The organism is Massilia oculi, from assembly GCF_003143515.1.
Taxonomy (GTDB): Bacteria; Pseudomonadota; Gammaproteobacteria; order Burkholderiales; family Burkholderiaceae_D; genus Telluria; species Telluria oculi.
The window spans coordinates 2200059-2222487 of the sequence record NZ_CP029343.1; the positions used below are offsets into that span (position 1 = coordinate 2200059).

The following is a 22429-nucleotide window of genomic DNA, read 5'->3' on the forward strand; positions in this document are numbered from 1 at the left end:
GCGCCTGCTCTGAATCTGGAAGAAGTATTGTTGGGTTGTAGCTTTGTATCGAGCAGTTGTACTCGACCTTGGACTACCAAGGTTATAGGGACAAGCCGTACGGGCAATTAGTACTGGTTAGCTTAATGCATTACTGCACTTCCACACCCAGCCTATCAACGTCCTGGTCTCGAACGACCCTTCAAGGAGCTCAAGGCTCCGGGAAATCTCATCTCAAGGCAAGTTTCCCGCTTAGATGCTTTCAGCGGTTATCTCTTCCGAACTTAGCTACCCGGCAATGCCACTGGCGTGACAACCGGTACACCAGAGGTTCGTCCACTCCGGTCCTCTCGTACTAGGAGCAGCCCCCTTCAAATTTCCAACGCCCACGGCAGATAGGGACCAAACTGTCTCACGACGTTTTAAACCCAGCTCACGTACCACTTTAAATGGCGAACAGCCATACCCTTGGGACCGGCTACAGCCCCAGGATGTGATGAGCCGACATCGAGGTGCCAAACTCCCCCGTCGATATGAACTCTTGGGAGGAATCAGCCTGTTATCCCCAGAGTACCTTTTATCCGTTGAGCGATGGCCCTTCCATACAGAACCACCGGATCACTATGTCCTACTTTCGTACCTGCTCGACTTGTCGGTCTCGCAGTTAAGCACGCTTATGCCATTGCACTATTAGCACGATGTCCGACCGTACCTAGCGTACCTTCGAACTCCTCCGTTACACTTTAGGAGGAGACCGCCCCAGTCAAACTGCCTACCATGCACTGTCCCCGATCCGGATAACGGACCAAGGTTAGAACCTCAAATGAACCAGGGTGGTATTTCAAGGATGGCTCCACGAGAACTGGCGTCCCCGCTTCAAAGCCTCCCACCTATCCTACACAGATTGATTCAAAGTCCAATGCAAAGCTACAGTAAAGGTTCATGGGGTCTTTCCGTCTAGCCGCGGGTAGATTGCATCATCACAAACATTTCAACTTCGCTGAGTCTCGGGAGGAGACAGTGTGGCCATCGTTACGCCATTCGTGCAGGTCGGAACTTACCCGACAAGGAATTTCGCTACCTTAGGACCGTTATAGTTACGGCCGCCGTTTACTGGGACTTCAATCAAGAGCTTGCACCCCATCATTTAATCTTCCAGCACCGGGCAGGCGTCACACCCTATACGTCCACTTTCGTGTTTGCAGAGTGCTGTGTTTTTATTAAACAGTCGCAGCCACCATTTTATTGCAACCCTTTGGCCCTCATGGAGTAAACCAATCAAGCTACTAGGGCGTACCTTATCCCGAAGTTACGGTACCAATTTGCCGAGTTCCTTCTCCCGAGTTCTCTCAAGCGCCTTAGAATACTCATCTCGCCCACCTGTGTCGGTTTGCGGTACGGTCTCGTATGACTGAAGCTTAGAGGCTTTTCTTGGAACCACTTCCGATTGCTTCGTCGCACATGGCAACTCGTCTCGACCCCTTGAATTACGTGCCCGGATTTGCCTAAGCACCTTCTATGAGTCAAAAACTGACTATTCCAACAGTCAGACAACCTTCCGCGATCCGTCCCCCCATCGCATCATACGACGGTGCAGGAATATTAACCTGCTTCCCATCAGCTACGCATCTCTGCCTCGCCTTAGGGGCCGACTCACCCTGCTCCGATGAACGTTGAACAGGAAACCTTGGGCTTACGGCGTGCGGGCTTTTCACCCGCATTATCGCTACTCATGTCAGCATTCGCACTTCTGATACCTCCAGCATCCTTTACAAGACACCTTCGCAGGCTTACAGAACGCTCTCCTACCATATCCTTACGGATATCCGCAGCTTCGGTGACTGGCTTAGCCCCGTTACATCTTCCGCGCAGGACGACTCGATCAGTGAGCTATTACGCTTTCTTTAAATGGTGGCTGCTTCTAAGCCAACATCCTGACTGTTTTAGCCTTCCCACTTCGTTTTCCACTTAGCCAATCTTTGGGACCTTAGCTGGCGGTCTGGGTTGTTTCCCTCTTGACACCGGACGTTAGCACCCGATGTCTGTCTCCCAAGCTCGCACTCATCGGTATTCGGAGTTTGCAATGGTTTGGTAAGTCGCAATGACCCCCTAGCCATAACAGTGCTCTACCCCCGATGGTGATACTTGAGGCACTACCTAAATAGTTTTCGGAGAGAACCAGCTATTTCCAAGTTTGTTTAGCCTTTCACCCCTACCCACAGCTCATCCCCTAATTTTTCAACATTAGTGGGTTCGGACCTCCAGGGCGTGTTACCGCACCTTCATCCTGGCCATGGGTAGATCACTTGGTTTCGGGTCTACACCCAGCGACTGTCGCCCTGTTCGGACTCGATTTCTCTACGGCTCCCCTATTCGGTTAACCTCGCCACTGAATGTAAGTCGCTGACCCATTATACAAAAGGTACGCCGTCACCCCACGAAGAGGCTCCGACTGTTTGTATGCACACGGTTTCAGGATCTATTTCACTCCCCTCCCGGGGTTCTTTTCGCCTTTCCCTCACGGTACTGGTTCACTATCGGTCGATTACGAGTATTTAGCCTTGGAGGATGGTCCCCCCATGTTCAGACAGGATTTCTCGTGTCCCGCCCTACTTGTCGTATGCTTAGTACCACCGATCTGATTTCGTGTACGGGGCTATCACCCACTATGGCGCCGCTTTCCAGAGGCTTCCACTATCAGTCCGACTATCACATACAGGCTCATCCCATTTCGCTCGCCACTACTTTGGGAATCTCGGTTGATTTCTTTTCCTGCAGCTACTTAGATGTTTCAGTTCGCCGCGTTCGCTTTGCATGCCTATGTATTCAGCATGCAATGACCTAAAAGGCCGGGTTTCCCCATTCGGAAATCTGCGGATCAAAGCTCGTTTGCTAGCTCCCCGCAGCTTATCGCAAGCTACTACGTCCTTCATCGCCTGTAATCGCCAAGGCATCCACCATGTGCACTTATTCACTTGTCCCTATAACGTTGGCCTCTGCATGAGTTACAGAGATCGTCATAGATCAAGAGTACAACTATGTTTGCTTGATACAAATTACTACTACCCTAAGTGTGTGCTTTCGCACACGCTTAAAAAAACTTTACTTCTTCCAGATTGTTAAAGAACGAAAAAACAGTGATCTCGAAAAGATCAAACCTAAATCTCATCAGTCATTTACTGACGACTTACGTTTGAACTTTTTTGGTGGAGGATGACGGGATCGAACCGACGACCCCCTGCTTGCAAAGCAGGTGCTCTCCCAGCTGAGCTAATCCCCCATTTGAGGTCATGCTGAAACTTGGTAGGGCTGGTTGGACTCGAACCAACGACCCCCGCGTTATCAACACGGTGCTCTAACCAGCTGAGCTACAGCCCCGATAAAACTGTTCTTTACTTGTTCAACAGTCGATAAGCGTGGACGCTTGATGATGCAGCTTTCGCTGCCGGTGCTACTCTAGAAAGGAGGTGATCCAGCCGCACCTTCCGATACGGCTACCTTGTTACGACTTCACCCCAGTCACGAATCCTACCGTGGTAAGCGCCCTCCTTGCGGTTAAGCTACCTACTTCTGGTAAAACCCGCTCCCATGGTGTGACGGGCGGTGTGTACAAGACCCGGGAACGTATTCACCGCGGCATGCTGATCCGCGATTACTAGCGATTCCAACTTCACGTAGTCGAGTTGCAGACTACGATCCGGACTACGATACACTTTCTGGGATTAGCTCCCCCTCGCGGGTTGGCGGCCCTCTGTATGTACCATTGTATGACGTGTGAAGCCCTACCCATAAGGGCCATGAGGACTTGACGTCATCCCCACCTTCCTCCGGTTTGTCACCGGCAGTCTCATTAGAGTGCTCAACTGAATGTAGCAACTAATGACAAGGGTTGCGCTCGTTGCGGGACTTAACCCAACATCTCACGACACGAGCTGACGACAGCCATGCAGCACCTGTGTTACGGTTCTCTTTCGAGCACTGCCAAATCTCTTCGGCATTCCGTACATGTCAAGGGTAGGTAAGGTTTTTCGCGTTGCATCGAATTAATCCACATCATCCACCGCTTGTGCGGGTCCCCGTCAATTCCTTTGAGTTTTAATCTTGCGACCGTACTCCCCAGGCGGTCTACTTCACGCGTTAGCTGCGTTACCAAGTTAATTAAAACCCGACAACTAGTAGACATCGTTTAGGGCGTGGACTACCAGGGTATCTAATCCTGTTTGCTCCCCACGCTTTCGTGCATGAGCGTCAATCTTGACCCAGGGGGCTGCCTTCGCCATCGGTGTTCCTCCACATCTCTACGCATTTCACTGCTACACGTGGAATTCTACCCCCCCTCTGCCAGATTCTAGCCTTGCAGTCTCCAACGCAATTCCCAGGTTGAGCCCGGGGATTTCACGTCAGACTTACAAAACCGCCTGCGCACGCTTTACGCCCAGTAATTCCGATTAACGCTTGCACCCTACGTATTACCGCGGCTGCTGGCACGTAGTTAGCCGGTGCTTATTCTTCAGGTACCGTCATTAGCAAAGGATATTAGCCTCTACCGTTTCTTCCCTGACAAAAGAGCTTTACAACCCGAAGGCCTTCTTCACTCACGCGGCATTGCTGGATCAGGCTTGCGCCCATTGTCCAAAATTCCCCACTGCTGCCTCCCGTAGGAGTCTGGACCGTGTCTCAGTTCCAGTGTGGCTGGTCGTCCTCTCAGACCAGCTACTGATCGTCGCCTTGGTAGGCCTTTACCCTACCAACTAGCTAATCAGATATCGGCCGCTCCAAAAGCATAAGGCCCGAAGGTCCCCTACTTTCATCCGTGGATCGTATGCGGTATTAGCGTAACTTTCGCTACGTTATCCCCCACTTCTGGGTACGTTCCGATATATTACTCACCCGTTCGCCACTCGTCAGCGGAGCAAGCTCCCTGTTACCGTTCGACTTGCATGTGTAAAGCATGCCGCCAGCGTTCAATCTGAGCCAGGATCAAACTCTTCAGTTCAATCTCTGTTTGTTGACTCTTTCGAGTCATCCGCATTGCTGCGGAGTCGCTCACTCAAAATACTGACCGTCATCCCATTGCTGAGACAACGTTAATACTTTTTGTGAACATTTGATAATTTAAGTAATCAAGAACCGAAGTTCTTGGCACCTTCATCAAACGCCCACACTTATCGACTGTTAATTTTTAAAGAACTTTATTCGGTACTGCATCTCTGCTGTTTGCTTCGAATCGTTGTGTTCGTCAGCAGCAGAGGAAAGAGAGTATGAAGTGTTTTTCGTTTTCCGTCAACCCCTCATTTCGCTTCGTCTCAGATTTCTCTGCCGATATTGCTACCGTAACCACTTGATTACGTTAACATTTTTCGGCCATGCCGAAGCGGAGGCGAACTATAGCAAACCTTGAAGGGGTTCCGCAAGACCCGCTGGAAACATGTTTTCAGGCATTTCAGTCAGCCCTCAGTTTGCTGAAGTGTTTGCGTGCGCACGTAATACGCCCTCGCAAGGTATATTCCTTGGCTGATTGGCAAGACCCCTACCGTCTCGCGCTTGCTACGCACTCATGGAGAAATAATGAAGCCCACCGTCTTGCGCCGTACGGCGATCGCCGCCGTCTGCGCCTGCTGGCCCCTGGCGGTCCTCGCCGAAGAGATTCGCGACCCGATGAACGTGGTCGTGGTCAGCGGCACCCGCGCCGAGCACACGAGCTTCGACCTGCCGGCCGCGGTCGACGTGGTCGACGCGGCGCAGATCGGCGACACCCAGCTACGCGTCAACGCGTCCGAAGCCCTGGTCGCCGTACCGGGCATCGTGGTGCGCAATCGCGAGAACTATGCGCAAGACTTGCAGATCTCGTCGCGCGGCTTCGGCACCCGCTCCGCCTTCGGCGTGCGCGGCGTGCGCCTGGTGGCGGACGGCATCCCGGCCACCATGCCCGATGGCCAGGGCCAGGCCGCGACCTTCAACCTGGATCTCGCCGAGCGCATCGAAGTATTGCGCGGCCCGATGTCCGCCTTGTATGGCAACCACTCCGGCGGCGTGGTCCAGCTCTTTACACGCGAACCGACCGATACGCCCACGGTCGAAGCCAGCTTCACCGGCGGCAGCTATGGCCAGCGCAAGTTCGACACCAATGCCTCCGGCCGCAGCGGCGGCATCGGCTACCTGCTCGATGCCTCGCGCTTCGAGACCGACGGCTACCGCGACCACAGCGCCGCAACGCGCAAGCAGGCCTACGCCAAGCTGGTCGTCGAACCCTCGTCGACCAGCCGCCTGGTGCTGACCGCCAGCGGCCTGCGGCAGGACGACACGCAAGATCCGCTCGGCGTCACCTGGGCCACCTATCAGCGCGACCCGCGCGCGGGCGAGATCGACACCACCGATACGCAGACGCCCCAGCGCACGCTGGCCGATCGCTACGACACGCGCAAGAGCATCGACCACCAGCAGTTCGGCGCGACCTATGAACAGACGTTTGGCGCCGACCGCCTGCAGGTGACCGCCTACGGCGGCAACCGCCGCGTCATCCAGTACCAGTCGTTCTCGCGCGGCTTCCAGGCGCCGAGCAGCCACTCGGGCGGCGTGATCGACTTCGACCGCGACTTCTACGGCATCGACGCCAACTGGCGCGCGGTGCGCCAGGTCGCCGGCGGCACGATGCGCGCCACGGCCGGCCTGGAACTGGCGCGTTCGAAGGACGCGCGGCAGGGCTTCGAGAACTTCGTCGGCAATACCTTCGGCGTGAAGGGCAACCTGCGCCGCGACGAACAGAACGAAGTGACCAGCGTCGACCCTTACGTGCAGCTGGAATGGGAGCGCGACCGCTGGGTGCTGAGCGGCGGCGTGCGCCATAGCCGCGTGGACTTCGACGTCAAGGACCGCTATCTGTCCAACGGCGACGACAGTGGCGGCACCGACTTCCGCCACACGACGCCGCTGGTGGGCGTGCTGTATAAAGTCTCGCCGACCCTGAACGTGTATGCCAGCGCGGCGCGCGGCTTCGAGACGCCGACCATGAACGAATCGTTTTATTCGGGCACCGGCGGCGGCTTCAACTTCGCGCTCGAACCGGCCATCGGCACGCACCTGGAAGCGGGCGTGAAAGCCATGGTCGCCAGCGGCGTGCGCGTCAACGCCGCGGTGTTCCAGGTGAAGACGAAGGACGAGCTGGTCGTCGACGCCTCGTCCGGCGGACGCACCAGCTACCGCAACGCCAGCGCCACCCTGCGCCAGGGCGGCGAGCTGTCGGTGGACGCCGAACTCGGCGCCGGCTGGAATGCACGCCTGGCCCTGAGCATGCTGCACGCGGTGTACGACGAGGCCTTTGGCGCGGTGCCGACAGGCAGCCGCCTGCCCGGCCTGCCGAAGACCAGCTTCTACGGTGAATTCGGCTGGAAGGAAGCGGCTGGCCGCTACGGCGCGGCGCTCGAAACCGTCGCCAACAGCCGCGTGTACGCGGAAGACACCAATAGCGCCACGCCGGCGCCTGGCTATGCGATCGTCAACGCCCGCGTGCAGGCGAGCCAGCAGCTGGGCGGTTGGAAACTGCGCCAGTTCGCGCGCCTGAACAACCTGTTCGACCGCGACTACGTCGGCTCCGTCATCGTGGGCGACACCAACCGGCGCTATTACGAAGCGGCCCCCGGCCGCAACTGGATCCTGGGCGTCAGCGCGCAGTACCAGTTCCAGTAATTGCGTCCTTGTCCAATGTCGGCGCCGCCGGCGCTGCCTGCGCCGGCGCGCCCGGGAACGCGACGTCGGGATACAGGCGCTCGAGCGTCGCCGTCACCGCCGGCACCAGTACCGCCTCGACCAGCCTGGTGGCGGCGCCCAGGTCCGGCGCTTCGCGCACCGCCTGCCACAGGCGATCGCCATGGATGCCGACGCCGTTCAGCGCCTGCTCGGCCTCGGCCTGCCAGAACGGCGGCGCCTCGCTCTCCACATAATTGCCTCGTCCTCGTCCGAAGTGCGCCACCGCCAGGTAGCGCAGCACGGCGCCCGTCAGCAGCGTCTGCAGGAAAGGATTGGCGAACTTGACGTTGGCCTGGTTGCGGTCCGTGCCCTGGTTGAAACCCCAGGCCGCGCCGGCCGCCGTGATGCCGCCGGCGATCGCGCCGATCAGCGCGCCGGCGCCCAGGGTCAGGCCGCCCGCCATCGCATCGGCCGACAAACCGGTGGCCGCGCCTGACACCACCGCGCCGAGCAGCCCGGCCTGCGCCTTGTCCACCGGCGCGCGCACCGCGAAGTTCTCGCGCACGCGTGCGTTCACGTTCACCGCTTGTCCGGGATCGATGCGGTACAGCGACAGCATGCGTGCGGTCGCATGGTTGATGCCGTCGTTCAGGCGCTGCACCAGCGCGGCCATCGCGAGATCCTGGCGCCGCTGCTCGTCCTTGCCGATGCCGACCGCTTTCAATGCGGTGCGCAGCATGCCGGTGCGTTCTTCGCCCAGCGGTTCGCTGTCGCGCGCCGCCGCCGCGATCTGCTCGGCGCTCATGTTCAGCGCGCTCGCATAGCGCACGCGGTTACGCTCGGCCCACGCGGCCAGCAGGCGCGCATAGGCGGGGCGCTTCTCTTCTTCGATCAGGCCCGCCACCGATTCATAGAACACGTGCTCATGCACCCAGCAGCGGGCGAAGGCGTCCAGCGGCAGCACTTCCTTCACCACCTGATACTGCGCGAGGTGCTGCTTCCAGCGCTTGGGTTCGGCCTGTTCCTCGTGTGCCGGACGCGGTGGGCCGACCTGGTTGAGCAGCACGACCACGGGCTTGCCGAGCCACTCGAGGATCTTCATCTCGGACGGCAAGTAGCCGGCATCCTGTGGCGATTCAGACGAGTTGACCAGATAGAGCACGACGTCCGCCTCTTCCCTGGCCGCGCGCAGCGCCTGCTGGCTGAGCCAGAACGGGCGGTCGCGGTAGCGGTCGAATACCTCGCGCAGGAACCAGCCGATCGGATTGCCGGCCAGCGCGAGACGCTTGTGCAGGCGCACCGAGTCGCCGAAGCCCGGCGTATCCCACAGCACGAGCGAGTCGCCCTCTTCGGTGCTCAGGAGCGGATAGCCCTCCGAGATCTGGGTCACGTGGGCGGCGTCGCGGATCTCGCCGACGTCCATCCCGACCAGGGTGCGCGCCAGCGTGGTCTTGCCGTTATTGGTGTGCGAGACCAGCGCGAACTGGATTTTTGCGGGCGTGATCATCGCAGCTCCGGCAAAGCGAGGCCCGCGCCCAGTTCAAGCGGGTGCTTGTCGGGCTGGAGCAGATTGACCACATGGGCCGATGTGCCGTGGAAGCTGCAGAACTGGCGCCACAGGGCGTGGCGTTCGGCGACGCGCTCGCTGCCCACCTGTTCGCCGATGCGCTCGAGCAGCGGCGACTCGTCGAGCAGCACGGCCACGCCGCGCGGCACCCGCTTGACCAGATAGTCGAGCAGCGCGCCGTGGTTTTCCTGCTCGGGCGTGGCGGCAAGGCTGAACAGCACCGTGGTCACGGTGATGCCGGCCTCCTTCAGGGTCGTGTCGCGCAAGGCGTCCTTGAGTTCGACGCCATAGCCGACCGGCGGCAGCAACTGCACCCGCGTCTGGCCGCCCAGGGCCGCGGCGGCGATCGCCCACAGGCCACGGTCACGCGGTTCGTCGAGCGTGTAGCTGTAGGGGATCACGCGCAACACGGCCGGGCTGCCGGCGCCGATGGTGTCGGCGAGCTTGCGGTAATAAGGCTGGTCGAGATCGATCGGGAAGTTGCGCTTCAGGTAGCGCGCACGCATGCCCGCGACCAGTGCCAGCACCAGGCGCGGCAGGATCACCAGCAGCAGCAAGGTCGCGCCGTACAGGTGGACCCAGCGATCCCCTACCGGCAAGCCGGCGGCGCCGCCGAAGCGCAGCTGCTCGATCTCGGCCAGCGTGAATCCCTGCAGGAATGGGAATACGGTCAGCGCCGGCGTGAACAGCCATGACAGCAGCGTGTGCACCTGCTGCGCATCGAGGAAGGTGCTCTCCCATCCGGTGACGTATTCGGTGAGCAGGCCGCGCGCATACAGCGAGGCGACGGCGCCGAGCGCGAAGCCGGCCGCCGCCAGGTGGAAGGTGCGGGCCAGGCGCGCGCGCGTGAGCGGCTCGCTCAGCACGGCCCAATCGGCCAGGTAGTGGGCGACGCCTTCAGCCAGTGCGGTGGGCAGCTTGCGCGGCGCGACCGCCTTGCCGACGCTCAGGCGGCGCAGCAACGGCGTGCCGCTCTTGCGCCGGCGCGCGGCGGGCACGATGGCCCAGACCAGCAGGCCGAGATAGACGAGCAGGTTCCAGCCGACGATCGCCAGCAGCGGCGCCGACAGAAGGTCGATGCGGTGCGGGTCGGCGATGCGGTCGAGCGCGGCGCCGAGCACGAAGGCGAGGAATGGCAACGCGATCCAGATGCCGCCCATGCCGGGAGCGCGCCGGGCAAAGGCGCCGAAGGCCGGCGTGCGTTCGCCGAGGCGCTTGAGGATCTGTTCCGCGCGCTGCTGCAGGAAGTGATGCTGGTTGACCGCCATATGGCTGTCGGCCGCCTGCCAGGCAGCGAGCTCGCGCGCGCTGCGGGTGGCGTACATGCGGTCGTCGTCGCTCAGGACCGTGTGCGCAACATCGGCATACTCGATCGAGCGCACCAGCACGACGTTGCGTGCGACCTGTTCGTTCATGCTTCTCCTATGGATGAAATGACAATGTCGTAAGAGGCATTGTGCACCAGATTCGCGTGGGTTGGCAGTGGCCTGGCGCACCATGTCCTTGAAGGCGATAACAAAAAACCCGGGCAAGGCCCGGGTCGGTGGTGTTCGTGGACGTTCAAGGTCCTGATGTGTCAGCCTTTGCGTTTGCTGTCGGAAACCGAAGACAATTGGTTTTGCTCCATGCCGCCACCGGATTGCCGCGACTCGCCGAGGCGGTCCTGCTCGCCGCGCGCCTGCATGCGCTGGGCCTGCTGCCGGGCGCTCCATCCGCCGGTCTGCGAACCGGCACCGGCGCGTTGGCCGCGTCCGGTCGAATCCGATTGCATGGATCCCGTGTTCCCTTTCGGGAACGGCGTGTCGAGCCCACCCGGCATCACGTAACCGGGCGCCCGGGACTGCAGGCTGCCCTCGGCAACCATCAAGGTTTTTGGTTTTGCGCTACCGCGTGCACGGTTGTCTCCGCCCTTGACCTTCTCTTTCGACTTCATCGCGATCCTCCGCTTTGCTGAACAAGAACTTCGATAATGCGCGTGCAAGGACGGGGGAAGTATCAGAGAACGTTTCGGTGGGCTGTGGGATTCGCCCTACGCCCTGGATGCAACTATCTTGCTGCCTTATATGCCTGGGGTCTGTTTCGCGATGATGTCCCTGATCGCGCCCACCACTTCGGCGGGGTTCTGGCGCTGCACCTGGTGATCGGAATCGAGGATGATCCTTTTCGCTTTCGGATACATGCCGTTCACGGACGCCCTGGTCTTCTGGTCTTTGTTGAAGGCGCCGAAATCCACGCCGACCGCGGTGGCGCCCTTCGGCTTGTTGATGAGTATGACGATCGGCTTGTCGTCGATGGGGTCCAGCGACAGCACCTGCTCGCTGGTCTGGTGAATGGCGTCGATTTCCTTGTTGACGGTGCTCGAGAAGAACAGCTGCTTGGCACCGCGAGTCCAGAATGGGAATTCATCGGATTTCTTGACGACACCGGGCTGGAGTGGATCGACCAGCACGAGGCCGCTGACTTCCTGGGGATAGCGCTTGGCGAACAGCTGCATGTACAAGCCACCGAGCGAGTGACCGACGAGGATGTATGGAGGCGCCAGGCCTTTTTGCTTCAGGGTTTGCCTGAGTTCCTCGACGATCGTTCCGCCATCGCGCGCCGTTCCGGTTTCCTGGCTGTTTCCGTAGCCAGGGCGGTTATAGGCGAAGATCGACGCATCCGGTGCCAGCGACTCGATGACCTTGTCCCATCCACTCACTGTTGCCCGCAAGCCGTTTTCGAAGACGATGCTGACGTGCGCATCCGGGTTCTTGATGGTCAGCGATTCGATCTGTCGGCCCGCGATCGTGTCGATGCTGGCTGCGGCGGGTGCGGCAGATACCCATCCCGACGTCGACAGGCAGCCTAGTAGAAAGAAGATAGAAAGGACGTTGTTGCGAGCGGATTTCGATTGTGGGGACATGGGATTGGAATCGCTCGAGTTTGGATAGCTCCATTCTTTCACGACACCCGATCTGTCTTGTCGGGTAAGCGATGAACCGCGTATTGGCCCGACAGATTGGCGAAAGCGCGATCTGGACTGCAAGCCAGAATGCAAAAAACCCCGCTCAGAGCATTTCTGAGCGGGGTTTTTCTATATAACTAGCCTGACGATAACCTACTTTCACACTGGTTGCAGCACTATCATCGGCGCAAAGTCGTTTCACGGTCCTGTTCGGGATGGGAAGGGGTGGGACCGACTTGCTATGGTCATCAGGCATGACTTGTACGAGCAGTCGCGACAGTTCGCGCCTGCTCTGAATCTGGAAGAAGTATTGTTGGGTTGTAGCTTTGTATCGAGCAGTTGTACTCCAACCTCGGACTACCAAGGTTATAGGGACAAGCCGTACGGGCAATTAGTACTGGTTAGCTTAATGCATTACTGCACTTCCACACCCAGCCTATCAACGTCCTGGTCTCGAACGACCCTTCAAGGAGCTCAAGGCTCCGGGAAATCTCATCTCAAGGCAAGTTTCCCGCTTAGATGCTTTCAGCGGTTATCTCTTCCGAACTTAGCTACCCGGCAATGCCACTGGCGTGACAACCGGTACACCAGAGGTTCGTCCACTCCGGTCCTCTCGTACTAGGAGCAGCCCCCTTCAAATTTCCAACGCCCACGGCAGATAGGGACCAAACTGTCTCACGACGTTTTAAACCCAGCTCACGTACCACTTTAAATGGCGAACAGCCATACCCTTGGGACCGGCTACAGCCCCAGGATGTGATGAGCCGACATCGAGGTGCCAAACTCCCCCGTCGATATGAACTCTTGGGAGGAATCAGCCTGTTATCCCCAGAGTACCTTTTATCCGTTGAGCGATGGCCCTTCCATACAGAACCACCGGATCACTATGTCCTACTTTCGTACCTGCTCGACTTGTCGGTCTCGCAGTTAAGCACGCTTATGCCATTGCACTATTAGCACGATGTCCGACCGTACCTAGCGTACCTTCGAACTCCTCCGTTACACTTTAGGAGGAGACCGCCCCAGTCAAACTGCCTACCATGCACTGTCCCCGATCCGGATAACGGACCAAGGTTAGAACCTCAAATGAACCAGGGTGGTATTTCAAGGATGGCTCCACGAGAACTGGCGTCCCCGCTTCAAAGCCTCCCACCTATCCTACACAGATTGATTCAAAGTCCAATGCAAAGCTACAGTAAAGGTTCATGGGGTCTTTCCGTCTAGCCGCGGGTAGATTGCATCATCACAAACATTTCAACTTCGCTGAGTCTCGGGAGGAGACAGTGTGGCCATCGTTACGCCATTCGTGCAGGTCGGAACTTACCCGACAAGGAATTTCGCTACCTTAGGACCGTTATAGTTACGGCCGCCGTTTACTGGGACTTCAATCAAGAGCTTGCACCCCATCATTTAATCTTCCAGCACCGGGCAGGCGTCACACCCTATACGTCCACTTTCGTGTTTGCAGAGTGCTGTGTTTTTATTAAACAGTCGCAGCCACCATTTTATTGCAACCCTTTGGCCCTCATGGAGTAAACCAATCAAGCTACTAGGGCGTACCTTATCCCGAAGTTACGGTACCAATTTGCCGAGTTCCTTCTCCCGAGTTCTCTCAAGCGCCTTAGAATACTCATCTCGCCCACCTGTGTCGGTTTGCGGTACGGTCTCGTATGACTGAAGCTTAGAGGCTTTTCTTGGAACCACTTCCGATTGCTTCGTCGCACATGGCAACTCGTCTCGACCCCTTGAATTACGTGCCCGGATTTGCCTAAGCACCTTCTATGAGTCAAAAACTGACTATTCCAACAGTCAGACAACCTTCCGCGATCCGTCCCCCCATCGCATCATACGACGGTGCAGGAATATTAACCTGCTTCCCATCAGCTACGCATCTCTGCCTCGCCTTAGGGGCCGACTCACCCTGCTCCGATGAACGTTGAACAGGAAACCTTGGGCTTACGGCGTGCGGGCTTTTCACCCGCATTATCGCTACTCATGTCAGCATTCGCACTTCTGATACCTCCAGCATCCTTTACAAGACACCTTCGCAGGCTTACAGAACGCTCTCCTACCATATCCTTACGGATATCCGCAGCTTCGGTGACTGGCTTAGCCCCGTTACATCTTCCGCGCAGGACGACTCGATCAGTGAGCTATTACGCTTTCTTTAAATGGTGGCTGCTTCTAAGCCAACATCCTGACTGTTTTAGCCTTCCCACTTCGTTTTCCACTTAGCCAATCTTTGGGACCTTAGCTGGCGGTCTGGGTTGTTTCCCTCTTGACACCGGACGTTAGCACCCGATGTCTGTCTCCCAAGCTCGCACTCATCGGTATTCGGAGTTTGCAATGGTTTGGTAAGTCGCAATGACCCCCTAGCCATAACAGTGCTCTACCCCCGATGGTGATACTTGAGGCACTACCTAAATAGTTTTCGGAGAGAACCAGCTATTTCCAAGTTTGTTTAGCCTTTCACCCCTACCCACAGCTCATCCCCTAATTTTTCAACATTAGTGGGTTCGGACCTCCAGGGCGTGTTACCGCACCTTCATCCTGGCCATGGGTAGATCACTTGGTTTCGGGTCTACACCCAGCGACTGTCGCCCTGTTCGGACTCGATTTCTCTACGGCTCCCCTATCCGGTTAACCTCGCCACTGAATGTAAGTCGCTGACCCATTATACAAAAGGTACGCCGTCACCCCACGAAGAGGCTCCGACTGTTTGTATGCACACGGTTTCAGGATCTATTTCACTCCCCTCCCGGGGTTCTTTTCGCCTTTCCCTCACGGTACTGGTTCACTATCGGTCGATTACGAGTATTTAGCCTTGGAGGATGGTCCCCCCATGTTCAGACAGGATTTCTCGTGTCCCGCCCTACTTGTCGTATGCTTAGTACCACCGGTCTGATTTCGTGTACGGGGCTATCACCCACTATGGCGCCACTTTCCAGAGGCTTCCACTATCAGTCCGACTATCACATACAGGCTCATCCCATTTCGCTCGCCACTACTTTGGGAATCTCGGTTGATTTCTTTTCCTGCAGCTACTTAGATGTTTCAGTTCGCCGCGTTCGCTTTGCATACCTATGTATTCAGTATGCAATGACCTAAAAGGCCGGGTTTCCCCATTCGGAAATCTGCGGATCAAAGCTCGTTTGCTAGCTCCCCGCAGCTTATCGCAAGCTACTACGTCCTTCATCGCCTGTAATCGCCAAGGCATCCACCATGTGCACTTATTCACTTGTCCCTATAACGTTGGCCTCTGCATGAGTTACAGAGATCGTCACAGGATTCAAGAGTACAACTATGTTTGCTTGATACAAATTACTACTACCCTAAGTGTGTGCTTTCGCACACGCTTAAAAAAACTTTACTTCTTCCAGATTGTTAAAGAACGAAAAAACAGTGATCGCTAAAAGATCAAACCTAAGCTACTGAGCTTACGTTTGAACTTTCAAACCAGGTCAATGGTGGAGGATGACGGGATCGAACCGACGACCCCCTGCTTGCAAAGCAGGTGCTCTCCCAGCTGAGCTAATCCCCCGAGAAACGTGGTAGGGCTGGTTGGACTCGAACCAACGACCCCCGCGTTATCAACACGGTGCTCTAACCAGCTGAGCTACAGCCCCGATAAAACTGTTCTTTACTTGTTCAACAGTCGATAAGCGTGGACGCTTGATGATGCAGCTTTCGCCGCCGGTGCTACTCTAGAAAGGAGGTGATCCAGCCGCACCTTCCGATACGGCTACCTTGTTACGACTTCACCCCAGTCACGAATCCTACCGTGGTAAGCGCCCTCCTTGCGGTTAAGCTACCTACTTCTGGTAAAACCCGCTCCCATGGTGTGACGGGCGGTGTGTACAAGACCCGGGAACGTATTCACCGCGGCATGCTGATCCGCGATTACTAGCGATTCCAACTTCACGTAGTCGAGTTGCAGACTACGATCCGGACTACGATACACTTTCTGGGATTAGCTCCCCCTCGCGGGTTGGCGGCCCTCTGTATGTACCATTGTATGACGTGTGAAGCCCTACCCATAAGGGCCATGAGGACTTGACGTCATCCCCACCTTCCTCCGGTTTGTCACCGGCAGTCTCATTAGAGTGCTCAACTGAATGTAGCAACTAATGACAAGGGTTGCGCTCGTTGCGGGACTTAACCCAACATCTCACGACACGAGCTGACGACAGCCATGCAGCACCTGTGTTACGGTTCTCTTTCGAGCACAACCAAATCTCTTCGGTCTTCCGTACATGTCAAGGGTAGGTAAGGTTTTTCGCGTTGCATCGAATTAATCCACATCATCCACCGCTTGTGCGGGTCCCCGTCAATTCCTTTGAGTTTTAATCTTGCGACCGTACTCCCCAGGCGGTCTACTTCACGCGTTAGCTGCGTTACCAAGTTAATTAAAACCCGACAACTAGTAGACATCGTTTAGGGCGTGGACTACCAGGGTATCTAATCCTGTTTGCTCCCCACGCTTTCGTGCATGAGCGTCAATCTTGACCCAGGGGGCTGCCTTCGCCATCGGTGTTCCTCCACATCTCTACGCATTTCACTGCTACACGTGGAATTCTACCCCCCTCTGCCAGATTCTAGCCTTGCAGTCTCCAACGCAATTCCCAGGTTGAGCCCGGGGATTTCACGTCAGACTTACAAAACCGCCTGCGCACGCTTTACGCCCAGTAATTCCGATTAACGCTTGCACCCTACGTATTACCGCGGCTGCTGGCACGTAGTTAGCCGGTGCTTATTCTTCAGGTACCGTCATTAGCAAAGGATATTAGCCTCTACCGTTTCTTCCCTGACAAAAGAGCTTTACAACCCGAAGGCCTTCTTCACTCACGCGGCATTGCTGGATCAGGCTTGCGCCCATTGTCCAAAATTCCCCACTGCTGCCTCCCGTAGGAGTCTGGACCGTGTCTCAGTTCCAGTGTGGCTGGTCGTCCTCTCAGACCAGCTACTGATCGTCGCCTTGGTAGGCCTTTACCCTACCAACTAGCTAATCAGATATCGGCCGCTCCAAAAGCATAAGGCCCGAAGGTCCCCTACTTTCATCCGTGGATCGTATGCGGTATTAGCGTAACTTTCGCTACGTTATCCCCCACTTCTGGGTACGTTCCGATATATTACTCACCCGTTCGCCACTCGTCAGCGGAGCAAGCTCCCTGTTACCGTTCGACTTGCATGTGTAAAGCATGCCGCCAGCGTTCAATCTGAGCCAGGATCAAACTCTTCAGTTCAATCTCTGTTTGTTGACTCTTTCGAGTCACTCGCTATTGCTAGCGAGGTCGCTCACTCAAAATACTGACCGTTACTTCATTGCTGAAGCAACGTTAATACTTTTTGTGAACATTTGATAATTTAAGTAATCAAGAACCGAAGCTCTTGGCACCCTCATCAAACGCCCACACTTATCGACTGTTAATTTTTAAAGATCAGAATTCGGTGCTGCTTTCTGCATTTTGCTTCGAAGCGTTGTGTTCGTCAGCAGCAGAGAGGCGAGAGTATGAAGTGTTTCTCATTTTTCGTCAACCCCTTTTTTCTCTTCGCTTTCGCTACCGTGAGGTGGCGTCTGCGTCGAGGAGCGAGACTATAGCAAGCCGAAGGCCGGCTTGCAAGGTTTACGATTGTGATATCTTAGCCGCCGCATTCAGCGACCTTCTCTTACAGACCCCTATATGATTCCTAAGATCGCCCCTATCGCCGACGCCGCCCTCTCCCAGTCCCTGGCGGACGCCATCAATAACAAGACCAAGCCGCTCGGAAGCCTGGGGCGACTGGAATCGCTTGCCGGCCAGCTGGGCCTGATACAACGCTCAACCAGGATCACCATCGCCCAGCCCGCGATCCTGGTATTCGCCGCCGACCACGGCGTCGTGGCCGAAGGCATCTCCGCCTTCCCCCAAGACGTCACCTGGCAAATGGTCGAGAACTTCCTGGGCAACGGCGCCGCCATCAATGTGTTCGCGCGCCAGAATGGCTGCGCGCTGCACGTGGTCGACGCCGGCGTGAACCACGATTTCGGTGACCGCGCGGGCCTCGTGCATCGCAAGGTCGCCAACGGCACCCGCAACTTCGCGCTCGAACCCGCCATGACGGCGCAAGAGTGCGCAACGGCGCTCGAACACGGCATGGCGCTGGTGCGCGACCTGCCCGGCACCGTGGTCGGCTTCGGCGAGATGGGCATTGGTAACACGACCTCCGCCGCGGCCCTCATGCACAAGCTGACAGGGCGGCCGCTGGCGCGCTGCGTCGGCGCCGGCACCGGCCTCACGCCGGACGGCGTCCGCCACAAGGCCGACGTCGTTGCGGCGAGCGTGGCCCTTCACGCCCACGCCGTCCAGCCGCTCGAGGTGCTGGCCACCTTCGGCGGCTTCGAGATCGCGATGATGACCGGCGCCATGCTCAAGGCGGCCGAGCTGCGCAAGGTGCTGCTGATCGACGGCTTCATCGTCAGCAGCGCGCTGCTGGTGGCGGCGCGCCTGCAGCCGGACATCCTCGACTACTGCGTGTTCTCGCACTGCTCGGGTGAGCATGGCCACGCCCTGCTGCTCGAGGAGCTCGGCGCCCGCCCGCTGCTCGACCTCGGCCTGCGCCTGGGCGAAGGCACCGGCAGCGCGCTCGCCCTACCCCTGCTGCACGCCAGCGCCAACTTCCTGAACGAGATGGCCACCTTCGCCTCGGCGCAAGTCAGCGAACGCTCGGCATGACGCACCAGCTGCGCCTGTTCTTCATCGCGCTGCAATTCTTCACGCGGCTGCCGATTCCGCGCTGGGTGGGCTTCGAACCGGCCTGGCTGAACCACGCGTCGCGCTACTTCCCGCTGGTGGGCGTGGTGGTGGGCGCCATCGGTGCGGCGGTCTATCTAGTGGCCGCGCAGTGGTTGCCGGCGGCGGTGGCGGCCGTGCTGTCCACCGCCGCGACGATCTACGTTACCGGCGCATTCCATGAAGACGGCTTCGCCGATACCTGCGATGGCCTGGGCGGCGGCATGACCAAGGAACGCGCGCTCGAGATCATGAAGGATTCGCGCGTCGGCGCCTACGGCGCGATCGGCATCGTGTGCATGCTCGGCGCGAAGCTGGCCGCAGTTGCCAGCCTGCCGCCGGCCAGCGCCATCGCCGCCCTGCTGCTGGCCCACCCGCTCTCGCGACTGGCCGCCACGTCCCTGATCTGGCAGATGGAATACGCCCGCGCCGAGGGCAAGGCCAAGCCGCTGGCGGTACGCATGAGCGACCGGGAATTCGGCATCGCCACGCTCACCGTGATGCTGCCCGCGCTTGTCCTGCTGGCCTTCGGCTTGCTCGACCTGGCCGCAATCGTCGCCTCGGTGCTGGCGGCCATGCTGGCCACGCGCTGGCTGGCGCGCAAGTTCACGCGCCGGCTCGGCGGCTATACGGGCGACTGCCTCGGCGCCGTGCAGCAGCTGGCCGAGGTAGCCATCTATATCGCGGTACTCGCCACGCTCGGCCGCGGCGCGCTGGCCTGATGCGTATTTACCTGGTGCGCCATCCACGGCCCGAGGTGCCGGCCGGGCACTGCTACGGCCGCAGCGACCTCACGGCGAGCGAAGCCGACGTCGAACGGGTGCTGACAGCATTGGCGAACCAGGGACTGCCCGGCGCGATGCCGGTCTACGCCAGTCCACTCGCCCGCAGCGCCGTCCTGGCGCAGCGGCTCTCGCCAGCGCCAGCCTTCGACGTGCGCCTGGCCGAGATGGACTTCGGCGCCTGGGAAATGCGCAGCTGGGACGACATCCCCCGCAGCGAGATCGACGACTGGAGCGCCGACCTGCTGCACTACCATCCCGGCGGCGGCGAAAGCGTGATGGACGTGGCTGCGCGCGTGGCCGGTTTCGATGCCGACATGCGACGCGAAGGACATGCGCAGGCCCTGATCATCTGCCACGCCGGCACCATGCGACTGCTGCATTCGTTGCACCTCGGCGGCACCCTGGTCGAGGCCGCGCTGCGCGCCGCCCAGGCGCCACACCGGATCGACTACGGTGAAGTGATGATGCTGGAAACCTGACAACACCTCCGACGACACCTTATAATGAGGGCGTTTTGGTGCTCGCGCCTGCGTTCGCAGTCGCAGTTAAACGGGAAACACGAAGCTCTATTCAAGGGCCAACGTGTGCTGCCCCCGCAACGGTAAGCAAGTGCCGCATGCTCTCCCCGAGCCATGCGGCAAACCGTCCCCTCATACCACTGTGCGCATGCATGGGAAGGTCGGACGGCCATACTTGTCAGCCCGGATACCGGCCAAAAGGTGGCGTCGCCTCGTGCGATGCCGTTCAATCTGGCCTACGGGGACGTCGGCTGGTTGTCCTTTATAAGAAACAGTTCATGAATTTTCCAGTAACCCGGCAAGCCGCCGCGGTCTCGCTCGCCCTCGCCGTCATCTCGTCCGCCGCTTTCGCTGACGCACCTTCACCTGCTCCTTCGCCGGACGCCATTCCGGCAGCCGACACCGTCGTCGTCACCGCTACCCGCACCGCCCAGCGCGCCGCCGACGTCATCGCCGACACCACCGTCATCGATGCCGGGGAAATCGCGCGCTCGGGCGCCGGCTCGGTGGCCGACATCCTGCGCCGCCAGCGCGGCATCGAGATCTCGCGCAACGGCGCGGCCGGCACCACTACCAGTGTCTTCATTCGCGGCGCCAACGCCAACCAGTCCGTGGTCCTGGTCGACGGCGTGCGCTTCGGTTCGGCGACCACCGGCACGGCCAGCTGGAACGCCATCCCGCTGGGCGCCATCGACCGCATCGAGATCGTCTACGGTCCGCTCAGCACCCTGTATGGCGCCGACGCCATCGCCGGCGTGATCCAGATCTTCACCCGCGAGGGCGAAGGCGCCCCGGTCGTCACCGGTTCGCTCGGCGTGGGCAGCAACGCCACCCGCCAGGCGGACGCCGGCATCTACGGCAGCAGCGGCGGCCCGAACGCCGTCAGCTATGCGTTCGGCGCCGGCTACGAGGATTCGGACGGCTTCTCGTCCACCCGCCCGGGCGCCTCGGGCTACAATCCTGACGAAGACGGCTACCGCCGCCGCAACGCCAACGGCCGCGTGACGATGGCGCTCGCGCCAGGCCACGAGATCGGCGCCCAGTTCCTGGTCAGCCGCCTGTTCAGCCAGTACGACAGCGGCACCGCCAACTACGACGTCCACAGCGACAACGACCTGAATACCGCCGCGGTCTTCATGCGCAACCAGATCCTGCCAAACTGGCACAGCACGCTGCAGTACGCGCGCTCGGAGGACAAGTCGGGCAACTTCACCAACGCGACGCCGTCCGGCGCCAGCCAGATCGACACCCAGCAGGACGAGTTCAGCTGGCAGAACGACATCGCCATCGGCCGCGACACGCTGCAACTGCTGTACACGCACCGCAAGGAAGAAGTGCCGTCGATGCGCCGCTCGCGCATCACCAATTCGTATGCGGCCGCCTACTCGGCCAAGCGCGGCCAGCACCTGATCGACGTCAGCGCGCGCCACGACCGCTCGGTCTACGGCAGCAAGAACACTGGCGCCGCCGGCTATGGCTACGACTTCGGCAACGGCCTGCGCGCCACCGCCAGCGTCGGCACGAGTTTCCGCGCCCCGACCTTCAACGAGCTGTACTTCCCCGGCTACGGCCTGGAAACCAACAAGCCCGAGAAAGGCCGCAACCGCGAAGTGGGCCTGCGCTACGACGGCAACGGCTACCAGCTGGATGCGACCTACTTCCACAACCGCCTGACCGACATGATCGTGTCGAGCACCCCGTGCCCGGACGGCATCAACCGCAGCTGCGCCTACAACGTCAACGAAGGCCTGCTCGAAGGCTTCTCGCTGGCCGGCAGCACCCGCCTGATGGGCGTCGACCTGCGCGCCAGCCTCGACTGGCAGGATCCGCGCGACGAGACCACCGGCAAGCAGCTGCAGCGCCGTGCGAAGAAGCACGCCAGCTTCGGCGCCGACTACACGATGGGCACGCTCAAGGCCGGCGCCGAGCTGACGGTATCGGGCGAGCGCTTCGACGACGCCGCCAACAACCGTCGCCTCGGCGGCTACGGGCTGCTCAACCTGTACACGACCTGGCAGTTCACGCCCGACTGGTCGCTGCTGATGCGACTGGACAACGTCGCCGACAAGCAGTACGAGATCGCGCGTAACTACGGCACCAGCGGCCGCACCTGGTTTGCTGCCCTGCGCTACGGCATCCATTAAGCTATAACCCCCTGCCCGCGGCAACCAGGCCGCGGG

Annotated in this window: 9 protein-coding genes, 4 tRNA genes, 5 rRNA genes and 1 riboswitch; of the genes, 5 read left to right on the forward strand and 13 right to left on the reverse strand. The window is 59.1% G+C overall.

Translation table 11 applies throughout. The features are described from left to right. Positions 1-86: 86 nt before the first annotated feature. The 4 genes from DIR46_RS10225 to DIR46_RS10240 form a co-directional block, all read right to left on the reverse strand. A 23S ribosomal RNA gene (locus tag DIR46_RS10225) occupies positions 87-2960 on the reverse strand. Positions 2961-3183: 223 nt separating this feature from the next. Continuing rightward, positions 3184-3259 (reverse strand) — tRNA-Ala (locus DIR46_RS10230). Positions 3260-3280: 21 nt separating this feature from the next. After that, positions 3281-3357, reverse strand: a tRNA-Ile gene (locus DIR46_RS10235). An 82-nt stretch (positions 3358-3439) separates the two neighbouring features. Beyond that, positions 3440-4975: ribosomal RNA gene (locus tag DIR46_RS10240) — 16S ribosomal RNA — on the reverse strand. Together the 16S and 23S rRNA genes with 2 tRNA genes alongside form the textbook arrangement of a ribosomal RNA operon. 572 nt (positions 4976-5547) lie before the next feature. On the opposite strand from DIR46_RS10240, the gene DIR46_RS10245 reads away from it, so the two are divergent. Then, positions 5548-7665 (forward strand): TonB-dependent receptor family protein, encoded by a 2118-nt coding sequence (locus DIR46_RS10245; protein ID WP_109345147.1) that lies wholly within the window; start codon positions 5548-5550, stop codon positions 7663-7665. Here DIR46_RS10245 and DIR46_RS10250 read toward each other — a convergent pair. From DIR46_RS10250 to DIR46_RS10290, 9 genes are all read right to left on the reverse strand, one after another. Next, complete coding sequence (locus tag DIR46_RS10250; RefSeq protein WP_109345148.1) at positions 7640-9172, reverse strand: DUF3482 domain-containing protein; 1533 nt, start codon at positions 9170-9172, stop codon at positions 7640-7642. The genes DIR46_RS10245 and DIR46_RS10250 overlap by 26 nt on opposite strands. Then, on the reverse strand, positions 9169-10647 hold the full coding sequence (locus tag DIR46_RS10255) for a DUF2868 domain-containing protein (RefSeq protein WP_109345149.1): 1479 nt from the start codon (positions 10645-10647) through the stop codon (positions 9169-9171). The genes DIR46_RS10250 and DIR46_RS10255 overlap by 4 nt, the downstream gene beginning before the upstream one ends. A 161-nt stretch (positions 10648-10808) precedes the next feature. Further along, positions 10809-11165: a hypothetical protein gene (locus tag DIR46_RS10260; RefSeq protein WP_229446564.1), complete on the reverse strand. Its 357-nt coding sequence runs from the start codon at positions 11163-11165 to the stop codon at positions 10809-10811. 126 nt (positions 11166-11291) lie between these two features. Further along, entirely contained in the window at positions 11292-12134 is an 843-nt protein-coding gene (locus DIR46_RS10265) for an alpha/beta fold hydrolase (protein WP_109345150.1), read from the reverse strand. Positions 12135-12316: 182 nt separating this feature from the next. Continuing rightward, a 5S ribosomal RNA gene (rrf, locus tag DIR46_RS10270) occupies positions 12317-12429 on the reverse strand. Positions 12430-12546: 117 nt separating this feature from the next. Then, positions 12547-15420 (reverse strand): 23S ribosomal RNA (locus tag DIR46_RS10275). A 221-nt stretch (positions 15421-15641) separates the two neighbouring features. Continuing rightward, positions 15642-15717, reverse strand: a tRNA-Ala gene (locus DIR46_RS10280). A gap of 8 nt (positions 15718-15725) precedes the next feature. After that, a tRNA-Ile gene (locus tag DIR46_RS10285) sits at positions 15726-15802 on the reverse strand. An 82-nt stretch (positions 15803-15884) separates the two neighbouring features. Then, positions 15885-17419: ribosomal RNA gene (locus DIR46_RS10290) — 16S ribosomal RNA — on the reverse strand. 438 nt (positions 17420-17857) lie between these two features. Between DIR46_RS10290 and cobT the strand changes: the two genes are divergently transcribed. From cobT to DIR46_RS10310, 4 genes are all read left to right on the forward strand, one after another. Further along, positions 17858-18889, forward strand: coding sequence for a nicotinate-nucleotide--dimethylbenzimidazole phosphoribosyltransferase (cobT, locus tag DIR46_RS10295; protein WP_109345151.1), 1032 nt, complete (start codon positions 17858-17860; stop codon positions 18887-18889). Beyond that, positions 18886-19668, forward strand: coding sequence for an adenosylcobinamide-GDP ribazoletransferase (locus DIR46_RS10300; protein WP_109345152.1), 783 nt, complete (start codon positions 18886-18888; stop codon positions 19666-19668). Before cobT ends, DIR46_RS10300 begins: the two co-directional genes overlap by 4 nt. Further along, positions 19668-20210 (forward strand): histidine phosphatase family protein, encoded by a 543-nt coding sequence (locus DIR46_RS10305; RefSeq protein ID WP_109345153.1) that lies wholly within the window; start codon positions 19668-19670, stop codon positions 20208-20210. Before DIR46_RS10300 ends, DIR46_RS10305 begins: the two co-directional genes overlap by 1 nt. Positions 20211-20229: 19 nt before the next feature. Then, positions 20230-20462, forward strand: a riboswitch (cobalamin riboswitch). Positions 20463-20527: 65 nt separating this feature from the next. Next, positions 20528-22393 (forward strand): TonB-dependent receptor domain-containing protein, encoded by a 1866-nt coding sequence (locus DIR46_RS10310; RefSeq protein ID WP_109345154.1) that lies wholly within the window; start codon positions 20528-20530, stop codon positions 22391-22393. Positions 22394-22429: the final 36 nt, after the last annotated feature.